19 protein-coding genes are annotated in these 19,577 nt (G+C 58.1%); 12 read left to right on the top strand and 7 right to left on the bottom strand.

Annotated features, from left to right (window positions below):
- Positions 1-168: 168 nt before the first annotated feature.
- From lldP to trmL, 5 genes are all read left to right on the top strand, one after another.
- Positions 169-1,824, top strand: a complete 1,656-nt coding sequence (gene lldP, locus IB212_RS00690) for an L-lactate permease (RefSeq protein WP_041911646.1) — start codon at positions 169-171, stop codon at positions 1,822-1,824.
- On the top strand, positions 1,821-2,594 hold the full coding sequence (gene lldR, locus IB212_RS00685; protein ID WP_041911647.1) for a transcriptional regulator LldR: 774 nt from the start codon (positions 1,821-1,823) through the stop codon (positions 2,592-2,594). The genes lldP and lldR overlap by 4 nt, the downstream gene beginning before the upstream one ends.
- Positions 2,591-3,778: a quinone-dependent L-lactate dehydrogenase gene (lldD, locus tag IB212_RS00680; RefSeq protein ID WP_041911648.1), complete on the top strand. Its 1,188-nt coding sequence runs from the start codon at positions 2,591-2,593 to the stop codon at positions 3,776-3,778. The genes lldR and lldD overlap by 4 nt, the downstream gene beginning before the upstream one ends.
- Before the next feature lie 181 nt (positions 3,779-3,959).
- Positions 3,960-5,300, top strand: a complete 1,341-nt coding sequence (locus tag IB212_RS00675; protein WP_028015040.1) for an aromatic acid/H+ symport family MFS transporter — start codon at positions 3,960-3,962, stop codon at positions 5,298-5,300.
- Between the two features lie 45 nt (positions 5,301-5,345).
- Entirely contained in the window at positions 5,346-5,819 is a 474-nt protein-coding gene (gene trmL / locus IB212_RS00670; RefSeq protein ID WP_028015039.1) for a tRNA (uridine(34)/cytosine(34)/5-carboxymethylaminomethyluridine(34)-2'-O)-methyltransferase TrmL, read from the top strand.
- Here the strand turns inward: trmL and cysE are convergent.
- The 5 genes from cysE to IB212_RS00645 form a co-directional block, all read right to left on the bottom strand.
- Positions 5,816-6,637, bottom strand: coding sequence for a serine O-acetyltransferase (gene cysE / locus IB212_RS00665; protein ID WP_008502718.1), 822 nt, complete (start codon positions 6,635-6,637; stop codon positions 5,816-5,818). The genes trmL and cysE overlap by 4 nt on opposite strands.
- Before the next feature lie 74 nt (positions 6,638-6,711).
- Positions 6,712-7,731 carry an NAD(P)H-dependent glycerol-3-phosphate dehydrogenase gene (gene gpsA, locus IB212_RS00660; RefSeq protein ID WP_045630251.1) on the bottom strand — a complete coding sequence of 340 codons (1,020 nt, stop codon included), beginning with the start codon at positions 7,729-7,731 and terminating at the stop codon, positions 6,712-6,714.
- Positions 7,731-8,198, bottom strand: a complete 468-nt coding sequence (secB, locus tag IB212_RS00655) for a protein-export chaperone SecB (RefSeq protein ID WP_003860835.1) — start codon at positions 8,196-8,198, stop codon at positions 7,731-7,733. The genes gpsA and secB overlap by 1 nt, the downstream gene beginning before the upstream one ends.
- A gap of 32 nt (positions 8,199-8,230) precedes the next feature.
- Positions 8,231-8,482: a glutaredoxin 3 gene (gene grxC / locus IB212_RS00650; protein WP_188245828.1), complete on the bottom strand. Its 252-nt coding sequence runs from the start codon at positions 8,480-8,482 to the stop codon at positions 8,231-8,233.
- Between the two features lie 11 nt (positions 8,483-8,493).
- Positions 8,494-8,925, bottom strand: a complete 432-nt coding sequence (locus IB212_RS00645; RefSeq protein WP_014882007.1) for a rhodanese-like domain-containing protein — start codon at positions 8,923-8,925, stop codon at positions 8,494-8,496.
- A gap of 246 nt (positions 8,926-9,171) precedes the next feature.
- Here IB212_RS00645 and gpmM point away from each other — a divergent pair, with 246 nt between their 5' ends.
- From gpmM to IB212_RS00620, 5 genes are read left to right on the top strand one after another with little or no spacing between them, the layout of a single operon-like run.
- Positions 9,172-10,716: a 2,3-bisphosphoglycerate-independent phosphoglycerate mutase gene (gene gpmM / locus IB212_RS00640; protein WP_188245829.1), complete on the top strand. Its 1,545-nt coding sequence runs from the start codon at positions 9,172-9,174 to the stop codon at positions 10,714-10,716.
- 33 nt (positions 10,717-10,749) lie between these two features.
- Complete coding sequence (gene envC, locus IB212_RS00635) at positions 10,750-12,009, top strand: murein hydrolase activator EnvC (protein ID WP_231940812.1); 1,260 nt, start codon at positions 10,750-10,752, stop codon at positions 12,007-12,009.
- A 3-nt stretch (positions 12,010-12,012) separates the two neighbouring features.
- On the top strand, positions 12,013-12,963 hold the full coding sequence (locus IB212_RS00630; protein ID WP_047363321.1) for a divergent polysaccharide deacetylase family protein: 951 nt from the start codon (positions 12,013-12,015) through the stop codon (positions 12,961-12,963).
- Between the two features lie 20 nt (positions 12,964-12,983).
- The gene (locus IB212_RS00625; RefSeq protein WP_041911655.1) at positions 12,984-14,189 is read left to right on the top strand and encodes a glycosyltransferase; all 1,206 of its coding nucleotides are present in this window, start codon (positions 12,984-12,986) and stop codon (positions 14,187-14,189) included.
- Positions 14,190-14,204: 15 nt separating this feature from the next.
- Positions 14,205-15,119, top strand: a complete 915-nt coding sequence (locus tag IB212_RS00620) for a hypothetical protein (RefSeq protein ID WP_045260055.1) — start codon at positions 14,205-14,207, stop codon at positions 15,117-15,119.
- Between the two features lie 26 nt (positions 15,120-15,145).
- On the opposite strand, the gene tdh is transcribed toward IB212_RS00620, so the two are convergent.
- Both tdh and kbl read right to left on the bottom strand, forming a co-directional pair.
- On the bottom strand, positions 15,146-16,174 hold the full coding sequence (gene tdh / locus IB212_RS00615; protein WP_006812404.1) for an L-threonine 3-dehydrogenase: 1,029 nt from the start codon (positions 16,172-16,174) through the stop codon (positions 15,146-15,148).
- Positions 16,175-16,183: 9 nt separating this feature from the next.
- Positions 16,184-17,380, bottom strand: coding sequence for a glycine C-acetyltransferase (gene kbl, locus IB212_RS00610; RefSeq protein WP_045260056.1), 1,197 nt, complete (start codon positions 17,378-17,380; stop codon positions 16,184-16,186).
- A gap of 215 nt (positions 17,381-17,595) precedes the next feature.
- Here kbl and rfaD point away from each other — a divergent pair, with 215 nt between their 5' ends.
- Positions 17,596-18,528, top strand: coding sequence for an ADP-glyceromanno-heptose 6-epimerase (gene rfaD, locus IB212_RS00605; protein WP_041911658.1), 933 nt, complete (start codon positions 17,596-17,598; stop codon positions 18,526-18,528).
- A gap of 2 nt (positions 18,529-18,530) precedes the next feature.
- Positions 18,531-19,577 (top strand): ADP-heptose--LPS heptosyltransferase RfaF, encoded by a 1,047-nt coding sequence (rfaF, locus tag IB212_RS00600; protein WP_048958489.1) that lies wholly within the window; start codon positions 18,531-18,533, stop codon positions 19,575-19,577.

Below are 19,577 nucleotides of genomic sequence, written 5' to 3'. Positions count from 1 at the left end.
ATTATTTGCGCTCACAAAACCATTGCCACTCCATAACATCTGGTTAACCATTCATTGTCATTAACCCTACAACACAATATTGGCAGGACCACTCTTACACAGTTTGTGACGCAGAGTTGAGCGGAGACTCACCCGCAGCACAGGCTGTCTGGTCCCCAGGAGACCTGCATGAGCCTCTGGCAACAAAACTACGACCCGGCCGGCAATATCTGGCTGTCGAGCCTGATCGCATCGCTACCGATCCTGTTCTTCTTCTTTGCGCTGATTAAGCTCAAGCTGAAGGGCTACCTTGCCGCGACGTACACCGTCGCCATCGCCCTGCTGGTGGCGCTGTTCTTCTACAAAATGCCGGTCGACCGCGCGCTGGCCTCCGTCGTCTACGGTTTCTTCTACGGCCTGTGGCCGATTGCGTGGATCATCATCGCCGCGGTCTTTGTCTATAAAATCTCGGTAAAGACCGGGCAGTTCGACATCATTCGTTCGTCGATTCTCTCCATCACCCCTGACCAGCGTCTGCAGATGCTGATTGTCGGCTTCTCCTTCGGGGCGTTCCTTGAAGGCGCGGCAGGATTCGGCGCACCGGTGGCGATCACCGCCGCGCTGCTGGTCGGGTTGGGCTTTAACCCGCTGTACGCCGCTGGCCTGTGCCTGATTGTGAACACCGCACCGGTGGCGTTTGGCGCGATGGGGATTCCGATTCTGGTCGCGGGCCAGGTGACCGGTCTGGACAGCTTTGAGATCGGCCAGATGGTGGGCCGCCAGCTGCCGTTCCTGACCATTATCGTGCTGTTCTGGATCATGGCGATTATGGACGGCTGGCGCGGCGTGAAGGAGACCTGGCCTGCGGTGATGGTGGCGGGCGGTTCGTTCGCGATTGCCCAGTATCTCAGCTCAAACTTCCTTGGCCCGGAACTGCCGGACATCATCTCTTCCCTGGTGTCGCTGGTCTGTCTGACGCTGTTCCTGAAACGCTGGCAGCCGGTGCGTATCTTCCGCTTTGCCGACATGGGCGCATCACACGTAGATCAGACCCTCGCCCGCACCGGCTATACCGCAGGACAGATCGTCCGCGCCTGGTCGCCGTTCCTGTTCCTGACCGCTACCGTGACGCTGTGGAGCATACCGCCGTTTAAGGCGCTGTTCGCCCCGGGCGGCGCGCTGTACGACATGGTGATTAACATCTCCGTGCCGTTCCTCGACAAGATGGTTGCCCGTATGCCGCCGGTCGTGCACGCCGCCACCCCGTATGCGGCAGTGTTTAAGTTTGACTGGTTCTCCGCCACCGGTACGGCCATCCTGTTTGCGGCACTCCTTTCCGTGGTGTGGCTGCGCATGAAGCCTGCCGCCGCGGTACAGACTTTTGCGGCAACGATTAAAGAGCTGTTGCTGCCGATCTACTCCATCGGCATGGTGCTGGCGTTCGCGTTTATCTCGAACTACTCCGGCCTGTCGTCGACGCTGGCGTTAGCGCTGGCCCACACCGGACACGCGTTCACCTTCTTCTCGCCGTTCCTCGGCTGGCTGGGGGTGTTCCTGACGGGTTCAGATACCTCGTCTAACGCCCTGTTTGCCGCCCTGCAGGCGACGGCTGCGCAGCAGATTGGCGTGTCGGACGTGCTGCTGGTCGCCGCGAACACCACCGGCGGCGTGACCGGCAAAATGATCTCCCCGCAGTCCATCGCCATTGCCTGTGCCGCGGTGGGACTGGTAGGCAAAGAGTCGGACCTGTTCCGCTTTACCGTTAAACACAGCCTGATATTCACCTGCATGGTGGGCGTGATCACCACCCTGCAGGCCTATGTCTTAACCTGGATGATCCCATGATAGTGATGCCCAGACGCCTGTCCGACGAGATTGCCTCTCGCGTGCGGGCGCTGATTGAAGAACAACAACTGGAAGCGGGCATGAAATTGCCCGCCGAGCGCCAGCTTGCCGCCCGGCTTGGCGTATCGCGTAACTCATTGCGCGAGGCGCTGGCGACGCTGGTCAGCGAAGGCGTACTGGTGAGCCGTCGCGGCGGCGGCACCTTTGTGCGCTGGCAGCATGATGACTGGTCCGAGCAAAACATCGTTCAGCCGCTGAAGACGCTGCTGGAAAACGACCCGGACTACAGCTTCGACATCCTTGAAGCGCGTCACGCCATCGAAACCAGTACCGCATGGCACGCAGCGATGCGGGCAACCGAAGCCGACAAAGAGAAGCTCAAAGCCTGCTTCGAAGCCACGCAAAGCAGCGACCCGGACATCGCCTCCCAGGCGGACGTGCGTTTCCATCTGGCAATCGCCGAGGCGTCGCACAACGTGGTGCTGCTCCAGACCATGCGCGGATTCTTCGACCTGCTGCAATCCTCCGTGAAGCAGAGCCGCCAGCGCATGTATCTGGTCCCGCCGGTCTTTGCCCAGCTGACCGAACAGCACGAGGCGGTGCTCAACGCCATTCTGGCCGGCGATGCCGAAACCGCGCGCAAGGCGATGATGGCGCATCTCGGCTTCGTGCACACCACCATTAAACGATTTGATGAAGACCAGGCCCGACAGGCGCGTATTACCCGTCTGCCTGGCGAAAGTGATATTTCCAGGGAGAACAAAGCATGATTATTTCAGCAGCCAGTGACTACCGCGCCGCGGCGCAGCGCATTTTGCCGCCGTTCCTGTTCCACTACATCGACGGTGGGGCGTATGCCGAATACACCCTGCGCCGCAACGTGGAGGATCTGTCAGAAGTGGCCCTGCGCCAGCGCGTGCTGAAGAATATGTCTGACCTGAGCCTTGAGACGAAGCTGTTTAACGAAACGCTCTCCATGCCCGTCGCGCTCGCACCTGTCGGCTTATGCGGCATGTATGCCCGCCGGGGCGAAGTGCAGGCCGCCGCCGCGGCAGATGCTAAAGGCATTCCGTTTACCCTGTCTACCGTCTCGGTCTGTCCGATTGAAGAGGTCGCCCCGACCATCAAGCGCCCGATGTGGTTCCAGCTGTACGTCCTGCGCGATCGCGGCTTTATGCGTAACGCCCTGGAGCGCGCTAAAGCGGCGGGCTGCTCCACGCTGGTCTTTACCGTTGATATGCCGACCCCCGGCGCGCGCTACCGTGATGCCCACTCCGGCATGAGCGGCCCGAACGCCGCGATGCGCCGCTACTGGCAGGCGGTTACGCATCCGCAGTGGGCGTGGGATGTGGGTCTGAACGGCCGTCCGCACGATCTGGGGAATATCTCGGCCTACCTTGGCAAACCGACCGGGCTGGAGGATTACATCGGCTGGCTGGCGAACAACTTCGATCCGTCGATCTCGTGGAAAGACCTGGAGTGGATCCGCGAATTCTGGGACGGCCCGATGGTGATCAAAGGGATCCTCGACCCGGAAGATGCCCGCGATGCGGTACGCTTTGGTGCAGACGGGATTGTGGTCTCTAACCACGGCGGACGTCAGCTCGACGGCGTGCTCTCTTCCGCCCGCGCCCTGCCGGCCATTGCCGATGCGGTAAAAGGGGATATCGCGATACTGGCCGACAGCGGGATCCGCAACGGGCTGGACGTAGTGCGCATGATTGCGCTGGGTGCCGACAGCGTGCTGCTGGGACGCGCATATCTTTACGCCCTGGCGACGGCCGGTCAGGCAGGTGTGGCAAACCTGCTGAACCTGATCGAGAAAGAGATGAAGGTGGCGATGACCCTGACCGGCGCGAAGTCGATCAGTGAAATCAGCAAGGATTCGCTGGTTCAGGAGCTGAGTAAACTGCCGGCGGCGCTGGCTCCGCTGTCACATGGCGACGCGGCCTGATCCTCTCCCGTTACCCCACCTTTTCCATGCGTCCGATTTCCCCCTCGGGCGCTTTTTTTTGTCGAAAATAACACCTGCGTAACATTCTGGATAAGAAAATTTGACACATCCCTCCCGTTCGCAATTGTATAGACAAGCAAATACAAGAACACAAAAACAACATCACATCGGAGGGGAGCGTATGACCTATTCAGGTAAGGTGGATATTCAGCAGGTGATCGACGAGAGTCCTTTTTCAGGGTTTCACTGGCTTCTTATCGTGCTGGGCTTTCTGGTTCTGGCGATCGATGGTTTTGATACGGCAGCGATGGGCTACATCGCGCCTACGCTGTCGGCAGAATGGGGGATCCATAAGCAGGATTTGGGGCCGGTGCTGAGTGCGGCGCTGCTGGGGCTGTCGCTGGGAGCCCTTATTGCAGGTCCGGTATCGGACCGGATGGGACGCAAGCGCGTGCTGGTCTTCTCGTGCCTGTTCTTCGGCCTGGCGAGCCTGGGTACGGCCTGGGCGCAAAGCCTGAATACCCTGACGCTCTGGCGCTTTCTGACGGGTCTCGGGCTCGGCGCCGCCATGCCAAACGCCATCACGCTGATCTCAGAGTTCGCCCCCCAGCGCTGCCGCGCCATGGCGATTAATACCATGTACTGCGGCTTCCCTCTGGGTGCAGCGGGCGGCGGGGCGATCTCTTCCTGGCTTATTCCCCACCACGGTTGGCGAAGCGTGCTGCTGACCGGCGCGATTGCGCCGCTGATTTTAACCGTGCTGCTGGCGCTGCTGCTGCCGGAATCGGTGAAGTTTCTGGTGCAGCGCGGGAAAGACGTCGCGCAGGTTCGCCGCATTGCCAGCCGGTTCAGCCGCAGCACGCTGGAGAGCGTTACGGGCTTTTTCCTGGCGGAAGAGAAAGCCGCGTCTAAAAAAGGAAGCGTGGGGCAGCTGTTTTCCATGCCCTGGCTACCCGGCACCCTGATGCTGTGGGTGACTTATTTTATGGGGCTGGTGATTTACTACGTCCTGCTTAGCTGGATGCCGACGCTGATGCAGGGGATGGGTTATGCCCTGGCGGAATCCGCCTGGCTCACCTCGCTGTTTACCTTTGGCGGCACCGCAGGCATTCTGCTCGCGGGCTGGATGATGGACCGCTGGGAAGCGCACAAGGTGGTCGCAGGTGGTTTTGTGCTGACGATGGGCCTGATTCTTTTGCTTGGCCTTGAGCATAACCATATCGCCCTGTTTGGCGGGCTGATTTTCCTGATGGGGATCGCGATGAACGGCGCGCAGTCGGGCATGCAAACCCTCGCGGCCACCTTTTACCCTACCGAGTGCCGCGCGACGGGCATCGCCTGGATGCAGGGCATCGGCCGCTTTGGCGGCGTGGCGGGAACCATGACCAGCGCCCAGCTTCTTTCCATGCAGTGGCAGGCAGACAGTATTTTAATGATCCTCAGCGTGCCCGCTCTGGTGGCCGCGGCGGCAACCGTCTACAAAATGCTGTACAGCCGCTCGCAGGAACCCGGCGTCGCGTAGTTCCTCTCTTTTCTGCTATTCTGCCCCCGCAATTAAGGGGGCAGCATGCTTAACATCGTTTTATTCGAACCAGAAATTCCGCCGAACACCGGCAATATCATCCGCCTGTGCGCCAACACCGGTTTTCGTCTGCACATCATCGAGCCGATGGGCTTTACGTGGGACGACAAACGCCTGCGCCGCGCGGGGCTGGATTACCATGAATTTACCGCCGTGGTTCGCCATCACGATTACGCCGCGTTTCTGGAAGCAGAGAAGCCGCAGCGCATGTTCGCCCTTACCACCAAAGGCACGCCAGCGCACAGCGCCGTAAGCTATCAGGAGGGTGACTATCTGATGTTTGGCCCGGAAACCCGCGGTCTACCGGCCACGATCCTGGATGCCCTGCCCGCTGAGCAGAAAATCCGTATTCCGATGATGCCGGACAGCCGCAGCATGAATCTGTCGAACGCGGTGTCGGTGGTGGTGTATGAAGCCTGGCGCCAGTTGGGTTACCCGGGCGCCATTCTCAGAAGTTAAATGCCGTCACCATACTCGAAGGTATGGTGAATGCCGTTGAAGTGCTGATCCATATCCATCGACGGCTTATCGCTGTCTGGCTTACCAACGATGCGCGCCGGTACGCCAGCGGCGGTGGTGTGCGGCGGCACGGGCTGGAGCACAACCGACCCCGCGCCAATCTTCGCGCCGCGCCCGACTTCGATATTGCCGAGGATTTTGGCGCCTGCGCCAATCATCACCCCTTCACGAATTTTCGGGTGGCGATCGCCGCTGGTTTTCCCGGTACCGCCCAGGGTAACCGACTGCAGGATCGAGACGTCGTCTTCAATCACCGCCGTTTCCCCGACAACGATCCCGGTGGCGTGGTCGAGCATGATCCCGCGGCCAATCTTTGCAGCCGGGTGAATATCAACCTGAAACGTCACGGAAACCTGGTTTTGCAGGAAGATCGCCAGCGCGCGGCGGCCTTCATTCCACAGCCAGTGGCCAATGCGGTACGCCTGCAGCGCGTGGAAGCCTTTCAGGTACAGCAGCGGCGTGGAGTATTTATCGACCGCCGGGTCACGGGTGCGCACGGCCTGGATATCACAGGCGGCAGAGGCGATCATTTCCGGGTCGGCGGCGTAGGCCTCTTCCACTACCTCACGAATGGCGATAGCAGGCATAATGGAGGAAGCCAGCTTATTGGCGAGCATATAGCTCAGGGCGCTGCCGAGGTTTTCGTGCTTGAGTAGCGTCGCGTGATAGAAACTGGCCAGCATAGGCTCACAGTCGGCCAAAGCGCGGGCTTCGGCTTTAATATTATTCCAGACGATATCCAGTTCTTCACACGGCATTGCTAACTCCAGACGATAGTTAATGACCAGCCAGTTCTGCGCTGGCTGGGTCATTCAGGTGACAACGGTTCCGACTAGTTACTGCTGCGCTCGTCCTTGCGCGCACGACCTAATAGGGTCAATGCTGCCTCGCGCGCATTTTTTCCGCAATACAATACCTGATAAATTTCCTCGGTTATTGGCATTTCGACACCAAACCGGTGCGCCAATTCGCGGACTTCTTTGGTATTGCGGTAGCCTTCCACCACCTGTCCAATCTTCTCTTGCGCGCTTTTTACATCGCTGCCCTGTCCGAGCATCATGCCAAAGCGGCGGTTACGCGACTGGTTATCGGTACAGGTCAGCACCAGATCCCCCAGACCCGCCATCCCCATAAAGGTGGCCGGATCGGCACCCAGCGCTTCGCCCAGACGGGACATCTCGGTTAAGCCGCGGGTAATCAACGCCGTACGCGCGTTGGCGCCAAAGCCAATACCGTCAGACATCCCGGCCCCGATGGCAATCACGTTCTTCACCGCGCCACCCAACTGCACGCCGATAAAATCGGGGTTGCTGTAGACGCGGAAGCTCTTGCCGCAGTGCAGCAATTGCTGGAGATCGTCGGAGAAGGCCTGATCGGTGGATGCCAGCGAGATCGCCGTCGGCAGGCCCGCAGCCAGCTCTTTGGCAAAGGTCGGCCCGGAGATGACCGCCAGCGGGATCTCATCCCCCAGCGCTTCGCGGGCAACGTCCTGCAGCAGACGTCCGGTTTCCGCTTCCAGCCCTTTGGTCGCCCAGACGATACGCGCATCCGGGCGCATCAGCGGCTTGATCTGATTCAGCACGTCGCCAAAGACATGGCTTGGCACCACAATCAAAATGTTGCGGCTGGCCGCCAGCGCGGTTGCAAGATCGCTTTCCAGGTGCAGGGTGTCAGGGAACGGAACGTCCGGGAGAAACGCCACATTGCAACGGTCGCGCTGCAGCGTGGCGATATGTTTTGGATCGTGGCCCCACAGGACCACGTCGTGACCATTTCTTGCCAGCGTGATGGCAAGAGCGGTGCCGTATGAGCCGGCACCGATCACAGTCATTGACGCATTAACAGTGCTCATCAGGCATCCTGATGTTGTTCGGCACCTTCGCCAGCCTGCTGCTGCAGATAGTTCATGAACAGCGCATCAAAGTTCACTGGCGCAAGGTTCAGTTGCGGGAATGTACCGCGAGAAACCAGGCTGGTGATGCATTCACGGGCATACGGGAACAGGATGTTCGGGCAGTATGCACCCAGGCAATGCGCCATCTGGTTGCCTTCGATGCCGCCGATGGAGAAGATACCGCCCTGCTGTACTTCGCACAGGAATGCAGTTTCTTCGCCCAGAGAGGCGGTCACGGTCACACGCAGTACGACTTCATACACGTCATCCGCCAGCTGGGTGGATGCGGTATCCAGATCAAGTTTAACCTCTGGCTGCCAGTCTTTCTGGAAAACGTGCGGCGCATTTGGCGCTTCGAAAGAGACATCCTTGGTGTAGATACGCTGGATCTGGAAAGTCATTTCGGTGTTGTTTTGTTCTGACATGGAAATACCCTTTTTAATTGTCCTAACGTCTCTTAGCTCAGCAGCGGATCGAGTCCACTACGGGCGTCGAGCGCATACAAGTCATCACAGCCGCCAATGTGCTGCGCATCAATAAAAATCTGTGGAACCGTCGTACGACCACTACGTTGGATCATCTCTTCGCGTTTAATCGCGTCACCGTCAATCGGCAGTTCCTGGAACGTGACGCCTTTGCTGTTCAGCAGCGCTTTCGCACGGTGGCAGAACGGGCACGTCGCTTTGGTGTAGATCTCAATATGGGCCATGACTGAACTCCTTATTTACCGCGAACCAAAGGAAGATTTTCCCCGCTCCAGCCGGAAATCCCTTCTTTCAGTACCGTTACGTTTTCGAAGCCCGCTTTGTAAAGCGCGCTGGCAGATTCCTGCGCCTGCATACCGGTCGCATCCACAACGATAATGGGCTGGGCTTTGTGTTTCTCAAGCTCACCAACGTTGTTGGCTTTGATTTCAGCTGGCAACAGGTTGATTGCGCCGGCAATGTGACCTTTACGGAAATCGTCACGCTGACGCAGATCGACAACGACGGCATCTTCTTTGTTAATCAGACGCGTCGCTTCACCACGGGTGATAACCTTAATCTTAGACGTCAGGCTCTTAAATGTGGTGAACAGCACAGCAGCCAGCAGGCCAATCCACGCGATGCTCAGTACCGGATGGCGGCTAACGAATTGCATAATTTCTTGCATGGAGGGTAACTACTCCCGACTAAGTGATAAAAAAACCAGGACAGGAGTATACCTGTGCGTTCTGGCAAATACAGCCAGCGACCATAACCTAATCCATTTTCTGCGGCATGCCACCTAAAAAAATGCCTCAAAATGGTCCGGTCAGCATCTTGCCCCCGCGTTTTCTTTGATCTTCTGCGGCTATTTGATCGATTCAGCTGTAGTAAAATTACGCAAATTTTGACTCTTGAGCATGAGGTTGTTGCAATGTCGGTTTCTAAAAAACCTATGGTACTGGTGATTCTGGATGGCTATGGCTACCGTGAAGATAGCCAGGATAACGCTATTTTCAACGCAAAAACCCCGGTCATGGATGCACTGTGGGCAAAACGTCCGCATACCCTGATTGACGCATCCGGTCTGGAAGTGGGCCTGCCGGATCGCCAGATGGGCAACTCCGAAGTTGGCCACGTTAACCTCGGCGCGGGTCGTATCGTGTATCAGGATCTGACCCGTCTGGACGTCGAAATCAAAGAGCGCACCTTCTTCGCTAACCCGGTTCTCTGCGGTGCGGTAGATAAAGCTGTTGCGGCAGGTAAAGCGGTGCACATCATGGGTCTGCTCTCCGCAGGCGGCGTGCACAGCCACGAAGATCACATCATGGCGATGGTTGAACTGGCCGCTGAACGCGGTGCGGAAAAAATCTACCTGCACGCCTTCCTGGACGGTCGAGACACGCCACCGCGCAGCGCAGAAGGGTCCCTGAAAGCTTTCGAAGACAAATTCGCTGCGCTGGGCAAAGGCCGCGTGGCCTCCATCATTGGCCGTTACTACGCTATGGACCGCGACAACCGCTGGGATCGCGTTGAACAGGCCTATGACCTGATGACTCTGGCAAAAGGGGAATTCCATTTCCCGACTGCGGTTGAAGCGCTGGAAGCCGCTTATGCGCGTGATGAAAACGATGAATTCGTAAAAGCGTCCGTGATTCGCGCCGAAGGCCAGGCCGATGCCGCAATGGAAGATGGCGACGCGCTGATCTTCATGAACTTCCGCGCTGACCGCGCGCGCGAAATCACCCGTGCGTTCGTCAACAGCGACTTCGACGGTTTCGCCCGTAAAAAAGTGGTGAACATCGACTTCATCCAGCTGACCGAATACGCGGCAGATATCAACGCCCCTTGCGCTTACCCACCAGCCTCGCTGGCTAACACCTTCGGTGAGTGGATGGCGAAGAACGACAAAACCCAGCTGCGTATCTCCGAAACTGAGAAGTATGCGCACGTGACCTTCTTCTTTAACGGCGGCGTTGAAGAGCCGTTCAAAGGCGAAGAGCGCATTCTGATCAACTCGCCGAAAGTTGCGACTTACGATCTGCAGCCAGAGATGAGCTCTGCGGAATTGACTGAAAAACTGGTCGCGGCCATCGAAAGCGGCAAGTACGACACCATCATCTGTAACTACCCGAACGGCGACATGGTCGGCCATACCGGCGTAATGGAAGCGGCAGTGAAGGCGGTTGAAGCGCTGGACCACTGCGTTGAGCAGGTTGCGAAAGCGGTTGAGTCCGTTGGCGGCCAGCTGCTGATCACCGCTGACCACGGTAACGCCGAGCAGATGCGTGACCCGGCAACCGGTCAGGCGCATACCGCCCATACCAACCTCCCTGTTCCGCTGATTTATGTGGGTGATAAATCAGTGAAAGCAGTAGAAGGCGGTAAGCTTTCCGACATCGCGCCAACCATGTTGTCGCTGATGGGTATGCCGATCCCTGAAGAGATGACTGGTAAGCCGCTGTTCATCGTGGAATAATCGCTCCCCATGAGGGGAAAGGCGATTTTTTCAATCACATGGGTCGTGAAGCCGCTTAGGCTATCAGTCAGACCTCTGCTTTGCGCCAGCGCACTCAGCGCTGGCGTATTGCTGTGCGCCGCATCCGCCCACGCGGATGACCGCGACCAGCTGAAATCCATTCAGGCCGATATCGCCGCCAAAGAGCGTGCGGTACGCCAGCAGCAACAGCAGCGCGCCACCCTTCTCGCCCAGCTTAAGCAGCAGGAAGAGGCCATCTCCGCTGCCGCACGTAAACTCCGTGAAACGCAAAACACCCTCACCCAGTTGAACAAACAGATCGACGAGATGAATGCGTCGATTGCCAAACTGGAGCGCCAGCGTGATGCGCAGGAGCGCAACCTCGCAGCACAGCTGGATGCCGCATTCCGCCAGGGTGAACATACCGGACTCCAGCTGATCCTCAGCGGTGAAGAGAGCCAGCGCGGCCAGCGTCTGCAGGCCTATTTCGGATATCTGAACCAGGCGCGTCAGGAGACCATTGCACAGCTGAAGCAGACGCGTGAAGAGGTTTCCACCCAAAAAGCGGAGCTGGAAGAGAAGCAGAGCCAGCAGCAGACGTTGCTCTACGAACAAAAAGCGCAGCAGGCGAAACTTGAGCAGGCCCGTAACGAACGCAAGAAAACGCTGTCGGGTCTTGAGTCCTCCATTCAGGCAGGACAGAGCCAGCTGAGCGAAATGCGCGCCAACGAATCAAAACTGCGTAACAGCATTGCCCGTGCGGAAGCCGCAGCGAAGGCGCGCGCCGAAAAAGAGGCCCGCGAGGCGCAGGCGGTTCGCGACAAGCAGCAGGAAGCCTCCCGCAAAGGGACCACCTACAAGCCAAGCGAAAGCGAACGCTCCCTGATGTCGCGTACCGGCGGTCTGGGTTCCCCGCGCGGTCAGGCCTACTGGCCCGTTCGCGGCACTATTCTGCATCGCTATGGCGAACAGCTGCAGGGTGAGCTACGTTGGAAAGGGATCGTTATCGGTGCGTCTGAAGGTAGCGAAGTGAAAGCTATCGCCGATGGCCGCGTGATCCTGGCCGACTGGCTGCAGGGTTACGGGCTGGTGGTGGTGGTCGAGCATGGTAAAGGCGACATGAGTCTTTACGGCTACAACCAGAGCGCGCTGGTCAGCGTCGGCACCCAGGTGCGCGCCGGCCAACCCATCGCCCTTGTGGGCAGCAGTGGCGGTCAGGGCCGCCCGTCACTCTATTTCGAAATTCGTCGTCAGGGTCAGGCGGTCAATCCACAGCCGTGGTTGGGAAGATAAGTTTTGCTTCAATTTCGTCGAATGGTTCTCTCCGTCGTCAGCGCACTGGCGCTGGCTGCACCGGTATATGCAGGTAAACTCGCCATCGTGATTGATGACTTCGGTTATCGACCACACTATGAAAATCAGGTGCTGGCGATGCCATCAGCCATCTCCGTCGCCGTCCTGCCGAATGCGCCTCACGCGCATGAAATGGCGACCAAAGCGCACAATAGCGGCCACCAGGTCCTCATCCATCTTCCGATGGCACCGCTCAGCAAGCAGCCGCTGGAAAAAGACACCCTGCGCCCGGATATGAGCAGCGATGAGATCGAACGCATCATCCGCGACGCCTACAACAAGGTGCCGTATGCCGTGGGTCTGAACAACCATATGGGTAGCGCGATGACCTCCAGCCTGTACGGTATGCTGAAAGTGATGCAGGCGCTGGAGCGTTACAATCTCTATTTCCTCGACAGCATGACCATTGGCAACAGCCAGGCGATGCGTGCCGCTCAGGGTACGGGGGTGAAGGTCATCAAGCGCAAAGTCTTCCTGGACGACTCCCAGAACGAAGCGGATATCCGCGTGCAGTTCAACCGCGCGGTAGCGCTTGCGCGCCGTAACGGTTCGGCGATTGCCATCGGGCACCCGCATCCGTCTACCGTTCGCGTTTTGCAGCAAATGCTGCCGACCTTACCCGCCGATATCACGCTGGTACGCCCGAGCGATCTGCTCAATGAACCGCAGGTTGACACGTCTCGTCCGGAAAGCGCTCAACCTCCGGCAACGCAGCCGCGTAATCCGTTCCGCGGCGTGAAGAACTGCGCGCTGAAAAAGCCGCTCGAGCCGGTGCATGCAACCCGCTTCTTTGCGGTCATCAGCGAAAGCGTGGGCCAGAGTACGCTGGTGCAGTACTTCCAGCACCAGTGGCAGGGATGGGGTAAAAAAGTCTCAGCGAACCAATCCCAGTGACAGGCGATTAAGGTAGAAAGATGCCACAGCGACACAAAATTCTGCTCCTCGATACCGGTAAAGAGTGGGGAGGAGGCACCAACAGCATGCTCGAGCTTCTGAAGCGGATTAACCGCGAGAAGTTCGATATTACCTGTTGTTTTTACAGTGATTACAGCCGGGCCGAAGGACAAACCATCGGCCAGGTGTTGAACGGCATTGGCATCCCGTTAATTGTCATTCCGCAGCAAAAGCAGCCCGGATGGGCGAAGGTTGCGAAAGAGCTGGGCCGCAGCCTGCTATTTTTCTCGCGCAGCGCCCGCAAGGCATTTACCCGACATATTGATACGCTCTGGCGCATCCGGCCCAACGTCAGCAAGATCGAGACAATTTTCAGGGAAGGCGGTTTCGATACGCTGTACATGAACAATCAGCCGGGCTCTAACGAAGAGGGTTATCTGGCGGGCGCGAACCTGCATGCGCGGATAATTCAGCATTGCCGGATTGAACCGGTGCTGACCCCGCCGCTGGTGAAGCTGGTGAATGCCCACGCCACAAAAATCATCGCCGTCTCGCACGGCGTTGAACGCGTGCTTCTTCAGCATGGCGTCCGGCCCGAGCTGTGTACCACGGTCAACAACGCCATCGACATCCACCAGCCTTTACCCGACCGACGCGCCATGCGCCAGCGTCTGAACATTGATGACGACACCTTTGTGTTCGGCAGCATTGGGTCGCTTATCCCTCGCAAGTCCAACCACCATACTCTGGAGGCGCTGGCCCAGTTCAACCAGAAGCACCCGCAGGCAAAATGGAAGATGGTGCTGGTCGGTGAAGGGGCTGAACGCGGCGCGCTGACGGCGCAGGCTGACGCGCTGGGGATTGCTGAGCACATCATTTTTACCGGTTTCCAGAACACGCCTTTTGACTATCTCGCCACCTTTGACGCGTTTATTCTGGCTTCGAAGAGCGAAGGTTTGCCCCGCGTCGTGCTGGAGGCAATGCTGCTGAATATTCCGGTGATTGGCTCAAAGGTAACCGGCACGGCAGAATTGATCGACCATGAGTCGACCGGGCTGCTGTTCCCGTGGAGCGATGTGTCGCAACTTGCTCAACATCTGGATAATATCTGGCAGGATCCTGCTCTGCGCGCCCGGCTCGCCGCAGCCGCGCACCAGAATGTCTGCAACGTGTATGCCATTGAAAGCTATGTTAACGGTGTCGAGGCCGTTCTTGGCGCGCAATAACCAAACGAGAAGAACATGTTTAAATTCCTGAATGCTCGCTACCGCCACATTACCGGGCGTCATAACATTCCGTACGCTTCCCTTCCGGTCACGCGCGATCTCGTTGCGGTTGATTCCATCGTGATCCCTTGTACGGGCGCGGATTTCGTCGAAGAGGCGTTATTATCAGCGACCTTTGCAGAGCGTTACGCCACCGACGTCAGCGAGATTGTTATCGTCAGCGATCAGCCTGAATCCGCTTTCGGCGAGCTGCCGCCAAAAACCCGCGTTGTGACCCTCACGCTGCCAAAACGTGAAGAGGGGTACCGCTATAAGCAAATCTACCTCAGCCGTCTGGTGAAGCTTAACGCTCCGCTTCAGGCGCGCGGAGAAGGCGTATTGATGATCGACTCCGATCTCAACCTGCTCAAGATGCCCCAGATCAACATGGCCGATATGCACATCTACTCCAGCTTCCGTCAGGGCAAAATGATTGCCAAGCTGGACGGCGCCCCCGCAGAAAAAGTGCCGGCCTATTACAAAGAAACGGTGCGCCCGTATCTGGTCGATCACGTTAACGGCGCGTTTCTTGCCGCAACCAAAAAGACCTGGCGTCGCATTTGCCCGCTGTGGCTGACGCTGTTCCAGGATACCTGGGAGCTGATGGACGACACGCAGCCGCCGACCGATCAGCTGCCGCTCGCTGCGCTGCTGGACATGCTGGATGTTAAAACGGTTAACCTGGGCGACTGGATGAACTGGCCGGTCTCCAAGAAGATCGGCGGTCAGGAAGCCGTTGTGCCGAAAGAGGTGATTGGCGCGCACGGGGGTTTCCCGCTTTCCGAATGGCAGAAGTATCTGGAATCGCCGGATAACAAATTGCTGTTCAAAGGGCAGGACTATACCCGCAAGGTGCGCTACCTGACGGACGAAGAGAAAAAGAATCAGTAAAAAAGGGGCCTGAGGCCCCTTTTTGTTTACTTATCCCAGCTCAGGATCACTTTCCCTGACTGGCCGGAACGCATCGCGTCGAAGCCCTGCTGGAACTCATCGATGGAGAAACGGTGAGTGATAATCGGGGACAGATCCAGGCCGGACTGGATCAGCGCTGCCATCTTGTACCAGGTTTCGAACATCTCGCGGCCATAGATGCCTTTGATGAACAGCCCTTTGAAGATGACTTTGTTCCAGTCGATGGACATATCTGACGGCGGAATGCCCAGCATCGCGATACGGCCACCGTGGTTCATGGTGTCCAGCATGGTGCGGAACGCCGGCGGCGCGCCGGACATCTCCAGGCCTACGTCAAAGCCTTCGGTCATACCCAACTCTTCCATCACGTCGGTCAGGCTCTCTTTCGAGACATCCACTGCGCGGGTGACGCCCATTTTGCGCGCCAGCGACAGACGGTATTCGTTCACGTCGGTGATCACCACGTTACGCGCGCCCACGTGCTTCGCCACGGCTGCGGCCATAATGCCGATTGGGCCGGCGCCGGAAACCAGCACGTCTTCACCTACCAGGTCGAAGGAGAGCGCGGTGTGTACCGCGTTGCCGAACGGGTCGAAGATAGAGGCCAAATCGTCAGAGATATTGTCCGGGATTTTGAAGGCGTTAAACGCCGGGATCACCAGGTATTCCGCGAAGCAGCCCGGACGGTTTACGCCCACGCCGACGGTGTTGCGGCACAGGTGCGTACGGCCACCGCGACAGTTACGGCAGTGACCGCAGGTAATATGGCCTTCACCAGAGACGCGATCGCCAATGCTAAAGCCTTTGACTTCCTGGCCGATGCCGACCACTTCACCAACATATTCGTGACCGACAACCATTGGGACAGGAATGGTTTTTTGCGACCACTGATCCCAGTTGTAGATGTGAACGTCAGTACCGCAGATGGCGGTTTTACGAATTTTGATCAGCAGATCGTTATGACCGACTTCCGGCTCCGGCACGTCGGTCATCCAAATCCCTTCTTCCGCTTTCAGTTTGGATAACGCTTTCATCACACGTCCTCAGGCAATTACGCCCAGCTGTTTGCCGATGCGGGTAAAGGCTTCCACCGCACGCTCAATTTGTTCAGGCGAATGCGCCGCAGACATCTGGGTGCGGATACGCGCCTGACCTTTTGGTACCACCGGGAAGAAGAACCCGGTGACGTAAATCCCTTCTTTCTGCAGCTCACGGGCAAACTGCTGCGCCACAACTGCGTCGCCCAGCATCACCGGAATGATCGCGTGGTCAGCGCCGGCCAGGGTGAACCCTGCGGCGCTCATTTTTTCGCGGAACAGACGGGCGTTTGCCCACAGGCGGTCGCGCAGCTCGGCGCCGGACTCAACCATCTCCAGCACTTTGATGGAGGCGGCCACAATGGCCGGTGCCAGGGAGTTGGAGAACAGGTACGGACGGGAGCGCTGACGCAGCCACTCAACCACCTCTTTACGCGCAGCGGTATAACCGCCGGACGCGCCGCCGAGCGCTTTGCCCAGGGTACCGGTGATGATGTCCACGCGGCCCATCACGTCACAGTATTCATGGGAGCCGCGGCCGTTTTCACCGACAAAACCGACCGCGTGGGAGTCATCGACCATCACCAGCGCGTCGTATTTATCCGCCAGGTCGCACACGCCCTTCAGGTTGGCGATCACGCCGTCCATGGAGAACACGCCGTCGGTGGCGATCAGCACGTGGCGAGCCCCCGCTTCACGGGCCTCTTTCAGCCGCGCTTCCAGCTCAACCATGTCGTTGTTGGCGTAGCGGAAACGCTTCGCTTTACACAGGCGAACACCGTCGATGATGGAGGCGTGGTTCAGGGCGTCGGAGATAATCGCATCTTCTGCGCCGAGCAGGGTTTCAAACAGACCGCCGTTGGCGTCGAAGCAGGAGGAGTACAGAATCGCGTCTTCCATTCCGAGGAAGTTTGCCAGCTTTTGCTCAAGCTGCTTGTGGCTATCCTGGGTACCGCAGATGAAGCGCACGGAGGCCATGCCGAAGCCGTGGGTGTCCATGCCGTTTTTCGCGGCGGCAATCAGCTCAGGGTGATTCGCAAGACCTAAGTAGTTGTTCGCGCAAAAGTTGATCACATGGCTGCCGTCGGCAACGGTGATATCCGCCTGCTGGGCAGACGTGATAATACGCTCTTCTTTGAACAACCCTTCCGCACGTGCGGTGTCGAGGTCGCTGTTTAACTGTTTGTAAAAATCACCACGCATTGCAATTCTCCAGACTCGGCAAATTTTGGCACATATTACCCAAACCTATAGTTCATGACGAGATGACGCCGTATCTCTTCTCGTTTTTGCAGCATAAATCACGTGTACCCCTGCTGCATATCGGTGAATGGCTGAAGACCGGGCATTGTGATGATATGATATGAATATTAGCGTCCGGGATTGTCCCCGGGCTCAACACTTCAAAGGTTACAGTTATGATCATCGTTACCGGCGGCGCGGGCTTTATCGGCAGCAACATTATCAAGGCCCTCAATGATAAGGGCATCACCGACATTCTGGTGGTGGACAACCTGAAAGACGGCACCAAGTTCGTTAACCTGGTGGATCTGAACATCGCTGACTACATGGATAAAGAAGACTTCCTTATCCAGATTATGGCGGGTGAAGAGTTCGGCGAGATCGAAGCCATCTTCCACGAAGGTGCGTGCTCTTCCACCACCGAGTGGGACGGCAAGTACATGATGGATAACAACTATCAGTACTCTAAAGAGATCCTGCACTACTGCCTGGAGCGTGAAATTCCGTTCCTGTATGCCTCTTCCGCGGCAACCTACGGCGGGCGCACCTCGGACTTCATTGAATCCCGCGAATACGAGCAGCCGCTGAACGTCTACGGCTACTCCAAGTTCCTGTTTGACGAGTACGTGCGTCAGATCCTGCCGGAAGCGAACTCGCAGATTGTCGGCTTCCGCTACTTCAACGTTTACGGGCCGCGCGAAGGCCACAAAGGCAGCATGGCGAGCGTGGCGTTCCACCTGAACACCCAGCTGAATAACGGTGAAAGTCCAAAACTGTTCGAAGGCAGCGACGGCTTCAAGCGTGACTTCGTCTACGTAGGCGACGTGGCGGCCGTTAACCTGTGGTTCCTGGAAAACGGCGTCTCCGGCATTTTCAACCTGGGCACGGGCCGCGCGGAATCCTTCCAGGCGGTGGCAGACGCGACGCTGGCATATCATAAGAAAGGCAGCATCGAGTACATTCCGTTCCCGGACAAGCTGAAGGGCCGTTACCAGGCGTTCACGCAGGCCGACCTGACCAACCTGCGCGCAGCGGGTTATGACAAGCCGTTCAAGACCGTTGCCGAAGGCGTAACGGAATATATGGCCTGGCTGAACCGCGACGCATAAGTATGAAGATTCTGGTGATCGGCCCGTCATGGGTGGGCGACATGATGATGTCGCAAAGTCTCTATCGCACGCTCAAGGCGCGTTATCCCCAGGCGATAATCGACGTGATGGCACCCGCATGGTGCCGTCCGCTGTTATCGCGTATGCCGGAAGTAAACGAGGCGATCCCGATGCCGCTCGGCCACGGGGCGCTGGAAATCGGCGAACGCCGCAAGCTCGGTCATAGCCTGCGCGAGAAGCGCTATGACCGTGCGTACGTGCTGCCAAACTCCTTTAAATCCGCCCTCGTACCTTTCTTTGCGGGCATTCCGCACCGTACCGGCTGGCGCGGCGAAATGCGCTACGGTCTGCTGAACGACGCGCGGGTGCTGGATAAAGCGGCCTGGCCGCTGATGGTGGAGCGCTACGTGGCGCTGGCCTACGACAAAGGGGTGATGCGCAGCGCGAAAGACCTGCCGCAGCCGCTGCTGTGGCCGCAGCTTCAGGTGCACGACGGCGAGAAGTCCCAGACCTGCAGCGCGTTTGGTCTTTCGTCTGAACGCCCGTTGATTGGCTTCTGCCCCGGCGCAGAATTTGGCCCGGCAAAACGCTGGCCGCACTACCACTACGCCGAACTGGCGAAACAGCTGATCGACGAAGGCTACCAGATTGTGCTGTTTGGCTCGGCGAAGGATCACGAGGCGGGCAACGAAATTCTCGCCACACTCAGTAATGAACAGCAGGCCTGGTGCCGCAACCTGGCTGGAGAAACGCAGCTTGAGCAGGCCGTTATCCTGATTGCCGCCTGTAAGGCCGTGGTCAGCAATGACTCTGGCCTGATGCACGTCGCCGCCGCGCTGGATCGTCCGCTGGTTGCGCTGTATGGCCCAAGCAGCCCGGACTTCACGCCGCCGCTGTCGCACAAAGCGCGCGTAATCCGTTTGATCACCGGCTACCACAAGGTACGCAAAGGCGATGCCGCTGAAGGTTACCATCAGAGCCTGATCGACATTACCCCAGAGCGCGTTCTCGAAGAGCTCAACGAACTGCTGTTGAGCGAAGAAGGATAA

Origin of the sequence: Enterobacter sp. E12 (assembly GCF_014596715.2) — a bacterium.
Classification (GTDB): domain Bacteria; phylum Pseudomonadota; class Gammaproteobacteria; order Enterobacterales; family Enterobacteriaceae; genus Enterobacter; species Enterobacter bugandensis.
This window is presented reverse-complemented; position numbering and strand designations above follow the sequence as displayed.